The organism is Sporomusa sphaeroides DSM 2875 (assembly GCF_001941975.2).
Classification (GTDB): domain Bacteria; phylum Bacillota; class Negativicutes; order Sporomusales; family Sporomusaceae; genus Sporomusa; species Sporomusa sphaeroides.
Map to the genome: position 1 here is coordinate 69,692 of NZ_CP146991.1, position 16,500 is coordinate 86,191.

15 protein-coding genes are annotated in these 16,500 nt (G+C 51.0%); 12 read left to right on the forward strand and 3 right to left on the reverse strand.

Going from position 1 to position 16,500, the window contains the following annotated elements:
- The first annotated feature begins 11 nt into the window (after positions 1-11).
- Positions 12-485 (forward strand): 8-oxo-dGTP diphosphatase, encoded by a 474-nt coding sequence (locus SPSPH_RS00265; protein ID WP_075752116.1) that lies wholly within the window; start codon positions 12-14, stop codon positions 483-485.
- 102 nt (positions 486-587) lie between these two features.
- Here the strand turns inward: SPSPH_RS00265 and SPSPH_RS00270 are convergent, their stop codons facing one another.
- Positions 588-917 carry a citrate lyase subunit alpha gene (locus tag SPSPH_RS00270; protein WP_083945325.1) on the reverse strand — a complete coding sequence of 110 codons (330 nt, stop codon included), beginning with the start codon at positions 915-917 and terminating at the stop codon, positions 588-590.
- Between the two features lie 256 nt (positions 918-1,173).
- Here SPSPH_RS00270 and SPSPH_RS00275 point away from each other — a divergent pair, with 256 nt between their 5' ends.
- The 8 genes from SPSPH_RS00275 (at position 1,174) to SPSPH_RS00310 (ending at position 9,503) form a co-directional block, all read left to right on the forward strand.
- The gene (locus SPSPH_RS00275; RefSeq protein ID WP_075752118.1) at positions 1,174-1,533 is read left to right on the forward strand and encodes an OadG family protein; all 360 of its coding nucleotides are present in this window, start codon (positions 1,174-1,176) and stop codon (positions 1,531-1,533) included.
- A 46-nt stretch (positions 1,534-1,579) separates the two neighbouring features.
- Positions 1,580-2,701 (forward strand): sodium ion-translocating decarboxylase subunit beta, encoded by a 1,122-nt coding sequence (locus SPSPH_RS00280; protein WP_075752120.1) that lies wholly within the window; start codon positions 1,580-1,582, stop codon positions 2,699-2,701.
- A 474-nt stretch (positions 2,702-3,175) separates the two neighbouring features.
- Positions 3,176-3,742, forward strand: a complete 567-nt coding sequence (locus tag SPSPH_RS00285; RefSeq protein WP_075752122.1) for a tryptophan transporter — start codon at positions 3,176-3,178, stop codon at positions 3,740-3,742.
- 3 nt (positions 3,743-3,745) lie between these two features.
- Complete coding sequence (locus SPSPH_RS00290) at positions 3,746-4,609, forward strand: energy-coupling factor ABC transporter ATP-binding protein (RefSeq protein WP_075752124.1); 864 nt, start codon at positions 3,746-3,748, stop codon at positions 4,607-4,609.
- A complete protein-coding gene (locus SPSPH_RS00295; RefSeq protein WP_109298175.1) occupies positions 4,602-5,435 on the forward strand; it encodes an energy-coupling factor ABC transporter ATP-binding protein in 834 nt (277 codons plus the stop codon). The genes SPSPH_RS00290 and SPSPH_RS00295 overlap by 8 nt, the downstream gene beginning before the upstream one ends.
- Positions 5,428-6,099 carry an energy-coupling factor transporter transmembrane component T family protein gene (locus SPSPH_RS00300; RefSeq protein WP_075752126.1) on the forward strand — a complete coding sequence of 224 codons (672 nt, stop codon included), beginning with the start codon at positions 5,428-5,430 and terminating at the stop codon, positions 6,097-6,099. Before SPSPH_RS00295 ends, SPSPH_RS00300 begins: the two co-directional genes overlap by 8 nt.
- Before the next feature lie 205 nt (positions 6,100-6,304).
- Positions 6,305-7,537: an LL-diaminopimelate aminotransferase gene (locus tag SPSPH_RS00305; protein ID WP_075752128.1), complete on the forward strand. Its 1,233-nt coding sequence runs from the start codon at positions 6,305-6,307 to the stop codon at positions 7,535-7,537.
- Between the two features lie 337 nt (positions 7,538-7,874).
- Complete coding sequence (locus SPSPH_RS00310) at positions 7,875-9,503, forward strand: AsmA family protein (RefSeq protein WP_143558939.1); 1,629 nt, start codon at positions 7,875-7,877, stop codon at positions 9,501-9,503.
- Here the strand turns inward: SPSPH_RS00310 and SPSPH_RS00315 are convergent, their stop codons facing one another.
- Entirely contained in the window at positions 9,504-9,878 is a 375-nt protein-coding gene (locus SPSPH_RS00315) for a hypothetical protein (RefSeq protein WP_109298174.1), read from the reverse strand.
- Between the two features lie 230 nt (positions 9,879-10,108).
- Between SPSPH_RS00315 and ltrA the strand changes: the two genes are divergently transcribed.
- The 3 genes from ltrA to SPSPH_RS00330 all read left to right on the forward strand — a co-directional run bounded on the left by ltrA (position 10,109) and on the right by SPSPH_RS00330 (position 14,787).
- Positions 10,109-11,497 (forward strand): group II intron reverse transcriptase/maturase, encoded by a 1,389-nt coding sequence (ltrA, locus tag SPSPH_RS00320; protein WP_075752132.1) that lies wholly within the window; start codon positions 10,109-10,111, stop codon positions 11,495-11,497.
- 307 nt (positions 11,498-11,804) lie between these two features.
- The gene (locus tag SPSPH_RS00325) at positions 11,805-13,109 is read left to right on the forward strand and encodes a magnesium chelatase (protein WP_233138617.1); all 1,305 of its coding nucleotides are present in this window, start codon (positions 11,805-11,807) and stop codon (positions 13,107-13,109) included.
- 16 nt (positions 13,110-13,125) lie between these two features.
- Positions 13,126-14,787 (forward strand): vWA domain-containing protein, encoded by a 1,662-nt coding sequence (locus SPSPH_RS00330; RefSeq protein ID WP_075752134.1) that lies wholly within the window; start codon positions 13,126-13,128, stop codon positions 14,785-14,787.
- Positions 14,788-14,837: 50 nt separating this feature from the next.
- Here SPSPH_RS00330 and SPSPH_RS00335 read toward each other — a convergent pair whose 3' ends face one another.
- Entirely contained in the window at positions 14,838-16,490 is a 1,653-nt protein-coding gene (locus tag SPSPH_RS00335; protein ID WP_075752136.1) for a serine hydrolase, read from the reverse strand.
- Between the last annotated feature and the right edge of the window lie 10 nt (positions 16,491-16,500).

The following is a 16,500-nucleotide window of genomic DNA, read 5'->3' on the forward strand; positions in this document are numbered from 1 at the left end:
GGGACACGAGGATGTATTCGACAACATTATGCCTGCCTGTTCAGGGAAAGCCGGCTGAGCGTATTTTGCTCGGAATGAAGAAGACAGGTTTTGGCTGTGGCAAATACAATGGTTTTGGCGGCAAGATCGAGGACGGTGAAACGCCGGCGGCTGCCGCTGTGCGCGAGCTGGCTGAAGAATGCGGCCTTAAGGTACAGGAAAGCGATTTGGAAGACGTCGGGAAGCTGATGTTTTCTTTTCCTGATAAGCCTGAGCTTGAGCATGATGTGTATGTGTATATTGTCCGCAACTGGCAGGGGGAACCGGAGGAAACCACGGAAATGAAACCGGTATGGTTTGATGTGCCTGATATTCCGTATAAGGAAATGTGGGCCGATGACAGCTACTGGCTGCCGGCGGTGCTCAAGGGAAAAAAAGTTACCGGCAGCGTTGTTTTTTCCGAAGACCAGGAAGCGGTTGATTATATTAGCATCCGGACAGTATAAAGGGACCACGCCAAACAAAAGACAAACTCTAGCGAACGCAACAGAAAAATGGCATCCTGCTGCAGGAGCCATTTTTCTGTTGCGTTCGCTTTTCTTATAGTCTTATTCGGCCACCTGACTGACTACATCAATCACAGTACCGTCACGGTATTCCACAACAGCCACAATGCGGTCGCCTGTTTTAACAGCCTGCGGCGTCCCGGCAATTTTTTCCGCCTCCTGCTTAAGCTCGTGAATATCTTTCACCGGCAGTCCCGCCGCCGTTACTTTCTCCCACAGGTCGCGGCGCGAAGGATATATTGTCACGCCACGCTCGGTAACGAGCACGTCGACCGTTTCACCGGGAGTTGTTGCCGTCAGCACATTGTCTTTGACAATAGGCAACCGTCCCCACAGCAAATTGGCCACAATTAACGTCAAAAGGCTTGACAATAAATGGTTCTTTGTTTATTATGAATTTATAGGAAAATATGTCTAATTTGGGAGAAGCCTGTCATCACGGTTTCTCCCGTTATTTTATCTTGATAGAAAGTATAACTTTTGCCTGGATAAGGGCAACATCGGCTTCCGCTGTCGCCACAGGCTCGGCGCAAGCCGTATTTTCTTTATCTTAGAAAAGGAGGTAAAATCCGATACTGTAAATTACGGGGAATAATATTGTGATACGCCGTAGAAATGGGGTGAAAAAATGGAACAACCGGTTACAACTAATCCGTTAATGATTTCACTCATAAACTTGTTAGTAGTTTTTGCTGTTTTGTATGCTTTAATCTGGGTCATTAAATTTATCCGAATTATTGACCCGACACGTGAAAAAAATGTAGCTGAAACTAAAAAATTTCTTGTAAGTGTTCCTGCAACTGTTCCGGAACCGGAATATGCTGATGCTAGTCAAGATAAGTTTGAAATAGTGGCTGTTATTAGTGCTGCCATAGCTGCCTATGGTTATAGCCCTGAGCAAATTGTATCAATTCGCCCGGCAGGAGGCAAAGCCTGGTTTCAAGCCGCCCGCCTGGAAGGTGTATCTGCCAAAAATCAATCGTTTTAGGCTGCAAAAACTCTATTGAAGTATTCAAAAAAGGAGGAAAAAGATAATGGATGCACTTGCTGTTGCGCTTCAAGCTGTTTGGTCAGATAGTGGATTCGCAGCTTTTACTGTTGGTAATGGCATTATGATAATCGTTGGAATAATCCTGTTATATCTGGCTTTTGCCAAAGGTTTTGAACCGCTTTTGCTGGCTCCGATTGCTTTTGGCTGTATTCTTGCCAATTTCCCCAAAACTGGGTTTGAAGAAGAACCCGGCTTGATGCAGGCCATCTTATATGGTATTCATTACGAGATATTCCCGCCGTTGATTTTCCTTGGGGTTGGTGCTATGACTGACTTTGGCCCCTTGATTGCCAACCCGTCCACACTGCTTTTAGGTGCGGCCGCTCAGATCGGTGTATTTGTATCGCTTATGGGTGCTATGACTCTCGGCTTTAGTGTCCAGGAAGCTGCCGCCATCGGAATAATTGGCGGTGCCGACGGCCCGACGGCAATTTATCTCACCATTAAGCTGGCGCCGCATTTGCTGGGTGCCATTGCAGTTGCGGCGTATTCTTATATGTCGCTGGTGCCATTGATTCAGCCGCCAATCATGAAGGCATTAACAACTCAAAAAGAGCGTGAAATAGTGATGGATCAAATGCGCCCTGTCACTAAGTTTGAAAAACTGGCTTTCCCGGTAGCGGTTACTATTGTTATCAGCCTGCTGTTGCCGCCTATTGCTTCCCTTATGGGCATGCTGATGCTGGGGAATTTACTCCGTGAATCTGGTGTTACTGATCGTCTTTCCGATACTGCGCAAAATGCACTCATCAATACAGTCACTATCTTTTTGGCTACCGGTACAGGCCTCACTATGAAAGCGGAAAACTTTCTCACATACCAGACTATTCTTATTATCTGTTTAGGGCTGGTTGCCTTTGCCGGTGGTACAGCCGGCGGAGTTCTTTTCGGTAAAATCATGTGCTATGCAACCGGCGGTAAAGTCAATCCGCTGATTGGGTCAGCCGGCGTTTCAGCCGTACCCATGGCGGCTCGTGTAAGTCAGATTGTCGGACAAAAGGCAAACCCATCCAATTATTTACTAATGCATGCTATGGGGCCTAATGTAGCCGGTGTAATAGGTACGGCTGTTGCTGCCGGTACTATGCTGGCAATGCTAAAGTAGATTCCCCTTCATCCTGCTTGCAGGCCATAATGAGGGGTACGAGTATGTATATAGACTACACCGGCAATTGTTGTCAATCGCAAAAAGCCATTGACAGCTACCTTACCTTTTGCTATACTTTGCTCAATGACATATGGTTTTACATCGATGACCAGGAAGAGTACACATGGCTAGAGAGCCACAGCGAGCCAACGGCAGTGGGAGTTTGGCGCCGCTCAGCATGTCGAATGGACCTGGGAGATACAGTCCGAGCCGGTTACCGGGGTAGGCGCTGTCGGGATTCTTCCGCCGTTACCAGGAAGCGGGTATCGGGCTTATTGTCCTGTACTTAGATTGAGCCGGGCCGGAGAAATCTGGTCAACTGGGGTGGCACCGCGGGTTATAGTACCCCGTCCCTTGGAGCATGCAGTTCTGCATGTTTCAAGGGACGGGGTTTTGTGTTTTTTAGGGCAGATAATAAAAGGAGGAGTTTACGTGAACACCAAACAGCAACAACAAGAATTAGTTACCATTAAAACCGGGCAAGAGGGCCGTTTCCGCTGGGTGGCAGTCACGGCGCTGCTTCTGGCGATAGGTGCTATTTTGAAAATAGTTACTCCGGCTGTTGGCGGCATTACGCCCAATTGGCTGATTGCGATGTATTGTATTGCCATCAATCTGACCCGGGTAAATGTGAAACAGGCTGCAGGCATTGGTTTGGTGACAGGGGCCATTTCGATACCTATCTCCAAGGCTGCCCTGCCCTACGCTAATTTTGCCAGTGAGCCGGTGGGTGCTGTGGTGTGCGCATTGCTGGTCCATACATCATTTAGTCTGAAGCTGGGCGGTGTCAACCTGCGGCCGGCGATAACGGCAGGTATCAGCACCGTGGCCAGCGGTTTTACCTTTATCAGCATACTGAAAGTAGTGCTGGCCTTGCCGATGGCTGTTTATCTTTATGGCATGATGCCTGTAGTGCTGATGGCTGCCGGCATTAATATGGTCATAACCCAACTGCTGTATTTCCCGGCGAAAAGATTGTTTGGCGGTAAGGAGGATTAGCCAATGACAGCTGTCGAATTTCAACATTTTTCTTATGCGTATCCTGGCAGTGATCTGGTACTTAATGATATACATGTAACCATCCCCCGGGGATCGTTTAGTGTGATTACCGGCCCCAGCGGCGCCGGCAAAACCAGTTTGGCGCTGGCTGTTGCCGGTGTTGTGCCCCATTATTTTGGCGGTCGCCGGGGTGGGCATGTGCAGGTAGGTGGTATTAACGCCTCCCACAGCAGTATGGGCGAGCTGGCAGAACAGGTGGGGACCGTGCTGGCAGACTATGAGAGTCAGCTTGTGGCCCTGACGGTTGCGGAGGAAGTGGCGTTTGGTCTGGAAACTTCGGGCTGCAGCCGCAGCCAAATTACCGAGCGGGTTAGTCAGGCGCTGGCCATGGTGGGGCTGGCCGGGCTGGAGGAGCGGGAAGTAGCCGGTTTATCCGGCGGGCAGAAACAACGGCTGGCGATTGCTGCCGTGCTTGTTTTGTCACCCGATATTCTGGTGCTTGATGAACCGGCTTCGGCGCTTGATCCTGAAGGCGCTGCCGGTATTTACGAACTGCTGCATGAGCTTAATGTCCAGGGGAAAACCGTGATTGTCGTTGAACACCAGCTGGCGCGGGTTTTGCCTTATGCCAGTCAGATTATTGTTTTACAGGACGGCCAGATGAAATTTGCCGGCGATGTAGCCGAAACACTTACCTTTATGTGGCAGCAGCCTGAGCTTAAGCAAGGTGTGCCGACATTATGGAGCATTAAGCTGGCAATAGAGGAAGCGACAGGCATCCGGCTTGGTACCTGGAAAAGTGAAAGTCAGGCAGCAGAAGAACTAAATCGATTGACCTGTAAAGAGGGAGTGGCCAAAAGTGCCTGAAATTCTTTTAGATATTAATAATATTGTTTTTGACTACAACAAGGGCGGGCGGGCGCTGGATGGCGTGGACTTTGCCGTGGCAAGCGGTGAATTTGTGGCGTTAGCCGGCCGCAACGGCAGTGGTAAAACTACGCTGACCCGTTTAGCTATGGCGTTATTGAAACCCACCAGCGGCAGTATTACGCTTCAGGGGAAGAATACCTCAGCGATGACACCGGCCGACATGGCTCACAGCATTGGTTATGTGTTCCAGAACCCTGACAGGCAGATTTTCCGGGATACGGTTGCCAAAGAGGTGGCTTACGGGCCTGAGCAGTTGAAGTTTACCCCGGAAGCTGTTAATGAGGCTGTGTCCAAGGCGCTTAGCATGACCGGACTGACGGAGGCGGCAGACAGTTTTCCCAGAACACTTAGCCGGGGACAAAAGCAGAAGGTAGCCATTGCTTCGGCCATTGCTATGCAGCCCAAGATGTTGATTCTGGATGAGCCGACCAGCGGACAGGACCCCTGGGAAGCGCAAAATCTGATGGAACTGTTGGTGGGCCTGAATAAACAAGGCATTACCATTATTTTAGTTACCCATGACATGGAGCTTATTGCGGAGTATACTACCAGGGCGGTCGTGCTTGACAAAGGCTGCAAAGTGTTTGACGGTACGCCGGCGGCGTTGTTTGACGGCAGTCAGGATATCGCCAGGTGGGGCCTTATACCCCCGGCTGCCGTGGCTCTCAGCCAGCAGCTTAACGGGATTAACAGCACAGATGCCGCAGAACTGACCGGGTTGGTCAGTCGTGCGATAAACCAGAGGAGGGAAAACCATGCCTAGACTTGCACCGCTCACTAAACTTATTTTGACTGCTGCGGTTTCGATATGGGCTTTGCTGCTTCCCACCTTGACCGGGCAAGCCATTTTGGTTGGCGGCGAACTCTTGCTGCTGGCGCTGTACCGTCCGTCAGCCAAGCATTGTAAGGCAGTTGCCGGTTTAACGGTATTTGCCGTAATGCTGGCAGCTTTGCAATACGTGTTTGGCAGTACACTGGAATTTTCGCTGATGACTGGTCTTAAAATGTTTGCTATGTCCAGTATTTTTGTGTTCTTATTGGCTACAACCAGGTTGCAGGACCTGACAGCGGCGCTGGTCAGCCAATGCCGGATACCGTATGAATATGCTTTTATGTTTACTTCGGCGCTCCGGTTTGTTCCGGATTTTCTTGAGGAAAGTCAGATTGTCCGGGAAGCGCAGGCCTGCCGGGGCTATGTTTTTCGCGGCAGTCCGCTAAAACGCCTGAAAGACTATGTTGCCATTGTTGAACCCTTGGTGCTCCGGGCAGTATCGCGTTCGGAAACTATGGCGATGAGTCTTGAGCTCAGAGGATTTGGCCGTCAGGGGCGGCGTCAATTTACCGCTGACGTAGCGCTGGGCAGTCTTGATTATACTGCTTTGCTGCTGATGCTGGCGCTGACCATCGGGTTGGCGATTGTGCGATAGTTAGCGGGGAGCCTTTGTTGCTGCCAGTGGGGAAAAGCCCGGTGGCGGCAATTATTTTTTTTACAGAAAAATGCAGGAAAAGTATTTTTATGGCAGAATATACTATCTGTAGCAGCAACAACTGTTACTGCTTGCATGGCTCTTACTATTTTGGGGAACAATTCTTAAATGCCAAATTATTCAAACCAGAGAGGAGTTTCACAGCATGGCCTTCATAAACGACAATTATCTTAAATTGCCTGGGAGTTATTTGTTTGCTGAAATAGCAAGGCGTGTATCCAAATTCAAGGAAGATCATCCTGCTGCCGACATTATCAGACTGGGTATCGGTGATGTAACCAGACCTTTGCCTGAGGCAGTCATCAAGGGGCTGCATACTGCTGTTGACGAAATGGCTGACGCCCGGACCTTCCGCGGCTATGGCCCTGAGCAAGGTTACGCTTTTCTTATTGAGAAAATTATTGCTACCGATTATGCACCGCTGGGTGTGACGCTGGATGTTGACGAAATATTTGTCAGCGATGGCTCCAAAAGTGATGTCGGCAATATTCAGGAAATTTTCGGTGTGGATAACGTGGTGGCTATTACCGACCCGGTGTATCCGGTGTATCTGGATACCAATGTTATGGCCGGGCGTACCGGCGAACTGGCCGGCGGTAAATTTGCCGGTGTTACCTATTTGACTTGCAATGCCGAAAACAACTTTACCCCGGAACTGCCTGAGGAGCGGGCGGACATCATTTACCTGTGCTTTCCTAATAATCCGACAGGCACTACCTTGCCGAAGGAAGAACTGAAAAAATGGGTAGACTATGCCAAAGCCAATGGTTCTGTCATTCTCTATGATGCCGCCTATGAAGCCTACATTCAGGAACCGGGCATTCCCCACAGCATCTACGAGATTGAAGGGGCGAAAGAAGTAGCCATTGAATTTCGGACTTTCTCCAAAAATGCCGGTTTTACCGGTACCCGCTGCGCCTTTACCGTAGTACCCAAAACGGTTATGGCGGCAACGAAAGACGGCGGCCAATACCCTTTGAACAAGCTGTGGAACCGCCGCCAAACCACTAAGTTTAATGGTGTGCCGTATATTATCCAGCGCGGTGCCGAAGCGGTATATACGCCGGAAGGCCAGCGGCAGATCAAAGAACTGATTGACTACTATATGGTGAATGCCAAGACTATCCGTGAAGGCTTGCAAAGCATTGGCCTGGATGTGTTCGGCGGGGTAAACGCGCCTTATATTTGGCTTAAGACCCCTAAAGGCTATGATTCCTGGTCGTTTTTCGACAAACTCTTAACCGAAGTCAACATTGTCGGCACACCGGGCGCCGGTTTCGGCCCGGCCGGCGAAGGCTATTTCCGCCTTACGGCGTTTGGCAGCCAGGAAAGCACACAGGAAGCCATTGACCGGATTAAGACCAAATTAAGTTTATAATCAACTTTACCTGTAACAGAGATTGCGGCAATAGTGCTTGCAATCTCTGTTTTTAGGTTTGCCGGAGATTATAGCATCACGGCGGTACAAGGCCCGGCGCAGGCGGCCGTCACAGAATACTGCGACGCCGGCGCTTAACCTCCGCTTATGCATGACGGCCGCCTGCGCCTCAGTGATGTTACCTGTTGACAGAACTAGGAAGCAGTTGTCTGCGCTTGCTTAACAGGAAAAAGGCGGTGCAGGGGAGAATGATATATACATACTGTGTTTCAAAACAGGTCCGGATGCAGCCTGGCGGCGGCAGCCGGCAACCATTTTAGAGATACCGGAGGCGTGAATGATGAGTGACGAACAACAAACAGTAATAGAACCCCGTCCGGCATGGAGCCGGAAAAAAATCGGTTTGCTTATTTTTGCAGTGATTGTACTGGTAGGAGCAAGTCTCTTTCAATTTGCCGCCGGCAAGGTACGGCAAGTGGCGGAGCAAACGCTGCTGGTACAGGCTAATGAAGCGGTCAATGGCCAAGTCATAGTGGGTGGCATTGATTTGTCAATTTTAGGTTCTGTAGAGGCCAAGGAAGTCCAGGTGCTGGATGCGGCCGGTAAACTGCTGGCCAAGATCAGCCGGATACAAATCAGTTATAGCTGGAGTGACTTATTGAAAGGACAGCTGGGGCCGCAGTTGGTGACCGGTGTGGTTGTGGAAAAACCGGAAGTTTGGGTTGTCTATAACCAGGACAAGTTGAATTGGGATGGTTTGCTTAAGACGAAACAAGAACAAGAAGAAGCCAGCTTTGCCGGTCTGGTAGAGGTCGAGGGTGGCAAGCTGCATGTGGAAACAGCGTTTTTTGCCAAAACGGTAGACCAGTTAACCGGCAATATTGATTTCCGGCAGGCAGACCAGCTCGGTTTTGCCGCCAGCGGCAAAGTGGATGAGACGGCCCTGAAGCTGGGCGGACAATGGGGCAGTCAAGGCACTTCGGAAATTAATTTGTCCGCAGAAGGCATGGATTTGGCTAAATTGGGCCTGACGTCGGCAGATGATCCCATTCAGTTGACCGGCGGCAGGCTGGATGAACTGACGGTTAAACTTGGTAAGGATGCTTCAGGCGCGGTACTGCTGCAAACACTGGCAGGACGCTTTTCCGGGATTGCCACAACCGGCGCGCTGGCATTGACCCAAGGCAGTGCCCGGTTTGAAAAACAGGATAAGGCTATTCAGTTTCTGGATGGACAGGCTTTGTACCGGGGGCAGTCTGTTACCGGAGCCGGACGGGTGCTGACAAGTGTGGACGGTACGCAAACACTGGATTTTGCCGTCCAAATGCCGGCCGCAGACCCGGCAGCGCTGGTGCCCAGTCTGAAAACCGGCGGTATGCTGGCGGCACAGGGGACGATTACCGGCCCGGTTCTGTCGCCGGTGTTGGCCGGCAACTTTACTCTTGGCAGTATCCAGTTTGATGATATTGTTGTCAACGGTATCACCGGCGCTTTTTCCTATGCGCAGGAGACCATGAAATTACTGACAGCGCATGGTACCTCGCTGGGTGGTTCCGTATCGGCCAGCGGTGACATTAACCCCGATACCGAGCAATATTCCCTGTCTGTTTCCGGCAGCGGTCTTGACAGCTCAAAACTGACTGATAAAGATGTTAAAGGTCCCTTGGCCTTTACCGGAACGGCCAGCGGCGATGCGGCGGCTGCTGTGGTGCAGGGCAATTTTTCCATTGACAACGGCAAGGCGTACGGCATATCGTTCAGGACTCTGACCGGCAGCTTTATCAAACAGGGTTCGGCGGCAACCGAAATCGGCAATCTGGTGATCAAGACAGATATAGGAACCTTCTATCCTGAACAATTGAGTCAGAGTGTGATGGAAAGGCTTCAGGAACGCAAACTGCCGGTCACGAAAGAGGAAGTAAGGGAAGCCGTTACCGACAAACTGATCCAAAAGCTTTTCCGCTAGTTAGCTGAAGGCAGTTTCAATCCCAATGAGCTTTAGTCTGATGATATACATAGGCTGGGGAGCTTTATCCGGGAAGAATTGATAAGCCTGCTGGTGACAAGACAAAATAGAAGCATTTGCTGCTGCAGGCAGCGTTGAATCAGGTGGGGATAATTCCCCACCTGATTTGCTGGTTCGCCCGGCATGGGCAGTAACTTGGCGGTGAAAGTCCGCTATGGGCATGGTAGTGGGAACCATTAGCTGAACAGCAAGGGTGTCCATCGTGAGGTGGAATCTGAAGGAAGCTGTAGGCAAAATCCTGCACCGACGAACAGAAACCGCATATAAGGCATATTTGGAGCGGACGAGTTTGCTAGCCAAAACGAAGTCCAACACTACCCGAACTCCATAGTGTAAATGCGGCGGTGACATGGGATGAAGGTTACTGTTCTTAACCGGGGAGGTCTTGCAAGGCTTCGAAAGACATCGGCAACCCCATGACACCCGAAGAACCCATGCAGTGATGTATGGCTCAATTGCAAGAAGTCAGCAGAGGTCATAGTACCGGTTTTTTTTTTCGGGAAGGACCGAACAATAGTAGTCTTTTGAACGAGGATGGTGAAACAATGTTAAGAAAGCAGAAAACGGCGAAAGCTGGCTACCGCTATGAGGGTATGTTGGAAACAGAGAGTAATAACGGAGCGCGGAGCATTGTATCACTTGAACCCGCAGATAAAGACGGTGCATACAGTTTGCTCGAAGAAATACTGCATAGGGACAATCTCAACGCAGCCTATCTGCGCGTAAAACGAAACGGCGGAGCCCCAGGCATAGACGGAATGGCAGTAGAAGAAATGTTACCCTATCTAAAAGAACACAAAGAAGAATTGCTGGCAAGCATCCGAGGTGGTTGGTATAAACCAAAACCCGTAAGAAGGGTGGAAATACCAAAACCAGATGGAGGAAAGAGAAAACTAGGAGTACCAACGGTAATAGACCGCATGATACAACAAGCAATAGCGCAAGTATTGGAGCCAATATTTGAGCCACTCTTTTCTAAAAGCAGCTATGGTTTTCGACCAGGCCGCAATGCTCACCAAGCAATAAAGAAAACCAAAGAATACTACAAGGAAGGCTATATTAAAGTAGTAGACATAGACCTAGCAAGCTATTTCGATACGGTGAACCATGACATTTTGATAGATAGAATAAGAGAAGAGGTAAAGGACGAACAAGTAATAAAGCTGATACGCAAGTTCCTAAAGAGCGGCGTAATGGTAAACGGCTTAGTCAGTCCGACAAGAGAAGGGACGCCACAGGGAGGCAACCTCTCGCCCCTCTTAAGTAACATATACCTTACTGCATTTGACCGAATGCTAGAAAGCAGAGGACATAGGTTCGTAAGGTATGCAGATGACTGTAACATATACGTCAAGAGCCAAAGAGCTGCCGAACGAGTAATGACTAGTTGTACTAACTATCTTGAGAAGAAATTAAAACTCAAGGTGAACCAGGAAAAAAGCAAAGCAGGAAGTCCGTTAAGGTTGAAATTTCTAGGCTTCTCCCTATATAAAACAGGGAAAAGAGTAGGAATACGCCCACATGCCAAGCCAATAGAGAAATTCAAGAACAAGATTAGGCAACTGACAAGCAGAAAACAAGCCAAGCCAATATCCCTGATTTTAAATAAAATGAGGAAATATACGATAGGATGGCTTGGGTACTATTCCATAGCCGAAATGAGTTCAAAGATAAAATCACTGAACGAATGGATACGCAGAAGAATAAGACAAATCTTCTGGAAACAATGGAAGAAACCGTCTGCGAGATTCGATAATCTTAAACGGCTTGGTATACCAAAGCGGAAGGCCAGAGAATGGGCTTACTCCCGTCTTGGATACTGGCGTATTGCCGATAGTTGGATTCTGCACAGGTCATTAACAAACGAATACCTCGCATCCATTGGCTATGACGATATAGCCAAAAGATACGAGGTAATGCACTCAAACTATTGAACCGCCGTATACCGAACGGTACGTACGGTGGTGTGAGAGGTCGGCTACTCAACTAATGGGTAGCCTCCTACTCGATTGCGGCAACAAGTTGCGGAGAATAGCTGTTAGCTTATTGCCGTTATTTTTACTGGGAAGAAAAGAGTTTTAATTTTTTCCGTATGCCGGCATCCCCTTGGGAAACACTACATAATAACGAAAACACGGCTTGCAACGAGCCTTTGGCAACGGTGGAAGTCGATGTTGATCCTGCTCTTAAGAAAGTTATACTTTCTGTTGGGGCACTAACCATTTCAGGGGGTGAAAGGTTATGATGAATCTATATTACCGGCTTATCCGTCACAACGGTAATCAGGATCTGTTCCGGGTTGTCGAAATGTCGGTGGCGGCCCTCTTGCATGAACGGCCTTTTCATATTCAGGCAGAAGGCTTGCGCGGCACAGGCAAGACCACCATTATGCGGGCAGCACGGGAACTGCTGCCGCCCATTACCCGGATAAAGGGCTGCCTGTACAATTGCCACCCTGCAATGCCGCATTGCCCCTTTCATCGCCGGTTGTCACAGGAAGAGATTGCGCTGTTGGGGACAGAGGAAATTCCCCGGCCGTTTCTGGAGATATCGCAGGCAGCCAAGTTAGGAACTGTTGTTGGCAGTATCGACCTTGCGAATTTGACCAATCCGGCCAATCCCCTGGCGGCACTTTTGCCTGGCACCATTCCCCAGGCCCACCGGGGCATTATTTTTATTGATGAAATCAACCGTTTGGCCGATACGGCCCCGGAACTGGCCGATGTTTTGTTAGATGTTATGGGGACGCGGCCGGGGCGGGTACAGATTGAAGAACCGGGCTTGCCGGTCGTTGAGCTGCCGGTAACGGTCAGTATTTGGGCGGCTTCCAATCCGGATGAAGATCCCGGCCCGCTGAGCCGGATCAGAAAACAGCTGGCAGACCGGTTTGACGTAACGGTCGTTATGGGGCGGCCGGACAATTGCCAGGCTGTTGTTGACATATTGGCAGGCAAAAGCCGGGAGCAGCCGGTGGCCGGGAATATCGGTCAGCTGTCAGGCAGTTTGGATGCTGTCGAAGTGAGCCCGGAGGTAAGGCTGATATTGGGGAAAATATATCTGGATTTTGGCCTGGAGAGCCTCCGCAGTGTGGCGGCTATGGAGACCGCAAGCTGTCTGGCAGCTTTGCTGGCAGGACGTTCCACCGCCGGTATTGCTGAGCTAACGCAGGTAGCACCGCTGGCGTTGGCACACCGGGTCAACGCCGGCACCATTGATGCCATTATGGGTTATCTTAACAGCCTGACCGGCGGGCAGGAAAGCGGGCAGGCCCCTGTGGCAGAAGGCGCTGAACAGGGAGCCTTCCGGGAAATATCCCCGTGGGTGGCTTGGTGGGTGGCTTGTAAACGGCGGCTGACGGCCTGGCTTCAGAGCCTGCCTCATTTACCAGCAGCCGGTATCAGTGGCGATGCCCAGGGTGGAGAAGGGAACGCCCGGATTGTCGATCCGCTGAAAACCACGATTATTGCACCGCCCAAACCGGCTTTGCCTATTTCTCAATTGCCGGATGAGCAGCTTGTGACCAGGGAACCCAAGCAACATGGGTGATCGATTGAGGGCTTCTTTGGAACAGTTGCCCTTGGGGCGTTTGGACCAGGCGGCAGCTGTTGTCAGTCAGGCAATTGCGGCAGGCCAGGGGGTACGGCTGGGGCAAAGCGCGGTGCTGAGTACGAAGGTCCATGCTTTTCAGCCCCGCTGCCCTGAACATGTCCAGATATTAATAAACAGCGATGCCGGTCAGGTCTTTTATCAACGCCAGGACGAAGGGGCTGTCTGGCATCTTGATATTTTCCATCAGTGTGGCAGGGTGGATCATCGACAGGCGGCCCGGCATCTTTGTCAGGCTATTGCTGTGTATAACGCCTGCGCCGCCAATCAGACAGAGCTGGCTTGCCGGGGGGCAGTTAATCCGGCGTTGCTGGATATTCAGACGGCAACCGGCGGCGGCAGAATTACCGGCAGCCTGCAGGGCGGGAAAAAACGATCTGTGCGCCGTGCACATGAGAATCACGTTCACGTGGCGCTAAGCATACCTCCTGATGAACTGCCATGTTTGTTTTATATTGTAGCAGCCGCTGAGGCGGCGGTTGCCGAATCAGGTCTGGAACTCCGGTGCAATGAAGGTATTTCGCATGTCGATTCGACAGATAGCCTGGCAGATATTAGCCCTTATACTGATCAGACCGATTCCCTGCTTGTCGGTAAACCACCGGCAGGACAAACCGGGCAGGAGGCTGCGTGTACCAGCGAGGCTGTTCCAAGCCGACCACCACCGGACAGCACTGGTTCACCGGCAGTACCGCCGCACAAGCAACAATTATCCGCAGGCGGCAAAGGCCAGACGCTTGTTGTTGTAAAGGAAGCCGGGATACCGGCAAGAGACCGGCAGGCTGCACCGCCGCTTGCTAAGGGCGCTTTTCCTGGTTTTTGCGCTCCCGGTCTGCATGACAGTTTGAGGCAGGCAGTACATAACGTACGGAGCAAGGCCGGGCCGATACCGGGTACGCGTACCCTTTTCTATAATCAGGCGGCAGGCAGGAACACAAGCGCTTCCCTGCCGTTTTCCGCCGGGGTTGATGTGGCTGCTACGGTAAGTGCGGCAGCCGCCCGCCTGCTTGCCGACGGCATGACCGGACGGCTGCAGATTAGTCCGGCAGATCTCCGGTTTGTTGGTCGGCGGCCCGGACGGGGGAGTGATATCTGCCTGTTGGTTGATAGTAGTGGCAGCATGGCAGGTTTCAGGCTTCAGGCAGCCCGGTATGTGGCCGGGGAACTTAGCCGTTATGGCTGCAGCCGGCTTAGTTTGGTGACTTTTCAGGATAACCGGGCAGATCTGATTGTACCGTTTACTGCCGGTAGGCAAACTGTTCTTAGCGCTTTTGATACCATTACGACCTTTGGGGCTACGCCGCTGGCTTTGGGCATTCGCCGTTCGCTGGCCTATATTGCGGAGCAACAGGCCCGCAAGCCGCTGCTGGTACTTGTTACCGACGGGATACCCAGCCGGAAATACGAGGAGGCAGTAAATCCGCTGACAGATGCGCTGGCGGCTGCCGTTGAGCTGAAACAGGCTAATTGTGCTTTTTTATGTATTGGTCTTGATGCAGATGAGGGTTTTCTCAAAAAACTGGCAGATACAGCCGGTGGTGTCAGCTATATTTTTACTGAGCTCGAAAAACAGCTGAGCAGCCCGGGACAGGCAACAGATGATTCTTCGAGACAATGAAACAGAGAACCCTGTAGCAAGCGGGTTCTCTGTTTTTACATAGGCTGTGATTATACTTTTATCTTGACATTAATGCTTAGCGCAGCCGCCAGTTCCCGGACGGGAACTAATAACTGCCCATTTTGCTTATAGGGGGCCTGCGGGAGGAGTGTGGTTTTGCCATTGACTGCCATCGCAGGCTGGCCGGCAGTCAGGGTGGCTTTGTTTTGTCCGGCGGTAAAGGTAACGGTATCGCCTGTCTGTTCAATACCGGTGGCAAGCGCATCGGCGGCTGCGATGGCCGGCAGGAAAAGCAGCTGCGTTTTGCCGGCTTTCATTACTGCGGCAGGAACTCCAAGCGCTATTTTGCGATTATTTACGGTAACAAAAACAGCATTGTCCTTTGTCTTGATTTGCTTGGCACTGCTTTTGCCTTTGGGGGCAAAAGCCTCAAACAATGTTTTGGCGATGGTGTTTTCTACACTGTAGAAGGGGTTGGCATTGGTCAGGTTGGCGCCATTGACCATAAACACTATGCCAAGGTTGCTTTCCGGGTCATAATAGGCATCACCTGACAGGCCGTAAGCTTCACCGGAGTGACCGAGCAGGCGTCTGCCTGGTACTAAGTCGTCAGTTATATGGAAGTTGAGCCCTTTTTGTTTATAAAAACCGTCCATGCTATTGCCAAACCACTGCATGCTATGCATCAGGTCGGCAGTATCTGCTGTAAGGATACGGGTGCGCTTATACACACCGCCATTCATATGGGCCTGCATAAACTTGGCCAAATCGGTGGAACTGGAGCGCAGACCGCCGGCCGGGGAGCGGCCAAGCGCACTGCCCAGGGGTGCTGTAATTGCTGTTGGTGCAGGCTTAGTACCGTTATAATTATCCCTGGTTGGGCGGAAGCTGGTCAAGTTTGCCGACGGGCGGTACAATACGGCAATGTTCTGCCAGTTTTTGATATTGGCAGGCTCAAAACCGGCATCCATAGTAAGGGGCTTGAAAATATATCTGGCACAGTAGGTATCAAAAGGCAGGCCCGAGATTTTTTCAACAAGCGAACCGACAATGCCTGTGCCAAAGTTGGAATAACTAAATTGTGAGCCTGGGGCATAACCGGCAAAGGTTGCCCGGGTATAATACCGGCCGCCGGGAACCAGCAGATCTTTGATATCGATGGTTTGCAGCAGTTCAGGGTTGTTTTCGACAATACTGTTATACATGCCGCTATCGGTGATGCTGGAAGTATGAGTAAGCAGCTGCCTGAAGGTGATATTGGCGGCAGGATAATACGGATTGCGGACCGGGTAGCCAAGATAGCTGCCAATATCGTCATCAAGGTCGAATTTTCCCTGGTCGTAGAGTTGCATTAGCGCGGTGGCGGTGATCATCTTGGAAATGGAAGCTGCCCGGAATAGCGTATCTGCCGTTACCTCACGGCCGGTATTAAGGTCAGCCCAACCGTAGCCGCCACTCCAGATCAGTTTATTATCTTTGAACACCGCAGCCGAAAGGCCGACAACTTTATGTGCTTCCATGGCTGCCAGCAGCCTTTTATCCAGTGCTGTTGGCTTGGCCGGTTGTTTATAGGGCTGCAAGGCAAAATAGCCGGGCGGCGGTTCCGGCTGACTGGCCAGAGCCGGCTGGGCTAACAGGCTCAAAACCAAGGTGATGCCGGCCAGAGCCACCGGAACAAGTTGTAAAAAGCGGATTGGGAACATGGATAAGCCT

Excerpts from the sequence above, each read along its gene's own strand:
- SPSPH_RS00280 (WP_075752120.1), top strand. The coding sequence starts at position 1,580 with ATGGATGCACTTGCTGTTGCGCTTCAAGCTGTTTGGTCAGATAGTGGA.
- SPSPH_RS00275 (WP_075752118.1), top strand. The coding sequence starts at position 1,174 with ATGGAACAACCGGTTACAACTAATCCGTTAATGATTTCACTCATAAAC.
- SPSPH_RS00305 (WP_075752128.1), top strand. The coding sequence starts at position 6,305 with ATGGCCTTCATAAACGACAATTATCTTAAATTGCCTGGGAGTTATTTG.
- SPSPH_RS00290 (WP_075752124.1), top strand. The coding sequence starts at position 3,746 with ATGACAGCTGTCGAATTTCAACATTTTTCTTATGCGTATCCTGGCAGT.
- SPSPH_RS00310 (WP_143558939.1), top strand. The coding sequence starts at position 7,875 with ATGATGAGTGACGAACAACAAACAGTAATAGAACCCCGTCCGGCATGG.
- SPSPH_RS00300 (WP_075752126.1), top strand. The coding sequence starts at position 5,428 with ATGCCTAGACTTGCACCGCTCACTAAACTTATTTTGACTGCTGCGGTT.
- SPSPH_RS00325 (WP_233138617.1), top strand. The coding sequence starts at position 11,805 with ATGATGAATCTATATTACCGGCTTATCCGTCACAACGGTAATCAGGAT.
- SPSPH_RS00265 (WP_075752116.1), top strand. The coding sequence starts at position 12 with ATGTATTCGACAACATTATGCCTGCCTGTTCAGGGAAAGCCGGCTGAG.
- SPSPH_RS00335 (WP_075752136.1), bottom strand. The coding sequence starts at position 16,490 with ATGTTCCCAATCCGCTTTTTACAACTTGTTCCGGTGGCTCTGGCCGGC.
- ltrA (WP_075752132.1), top strand. The coding sequence starts at position 10,109 with ATGTTAAGAAAGCAGAAAACGGCGAAAGCTGGCTACCGCTATGAGGGT.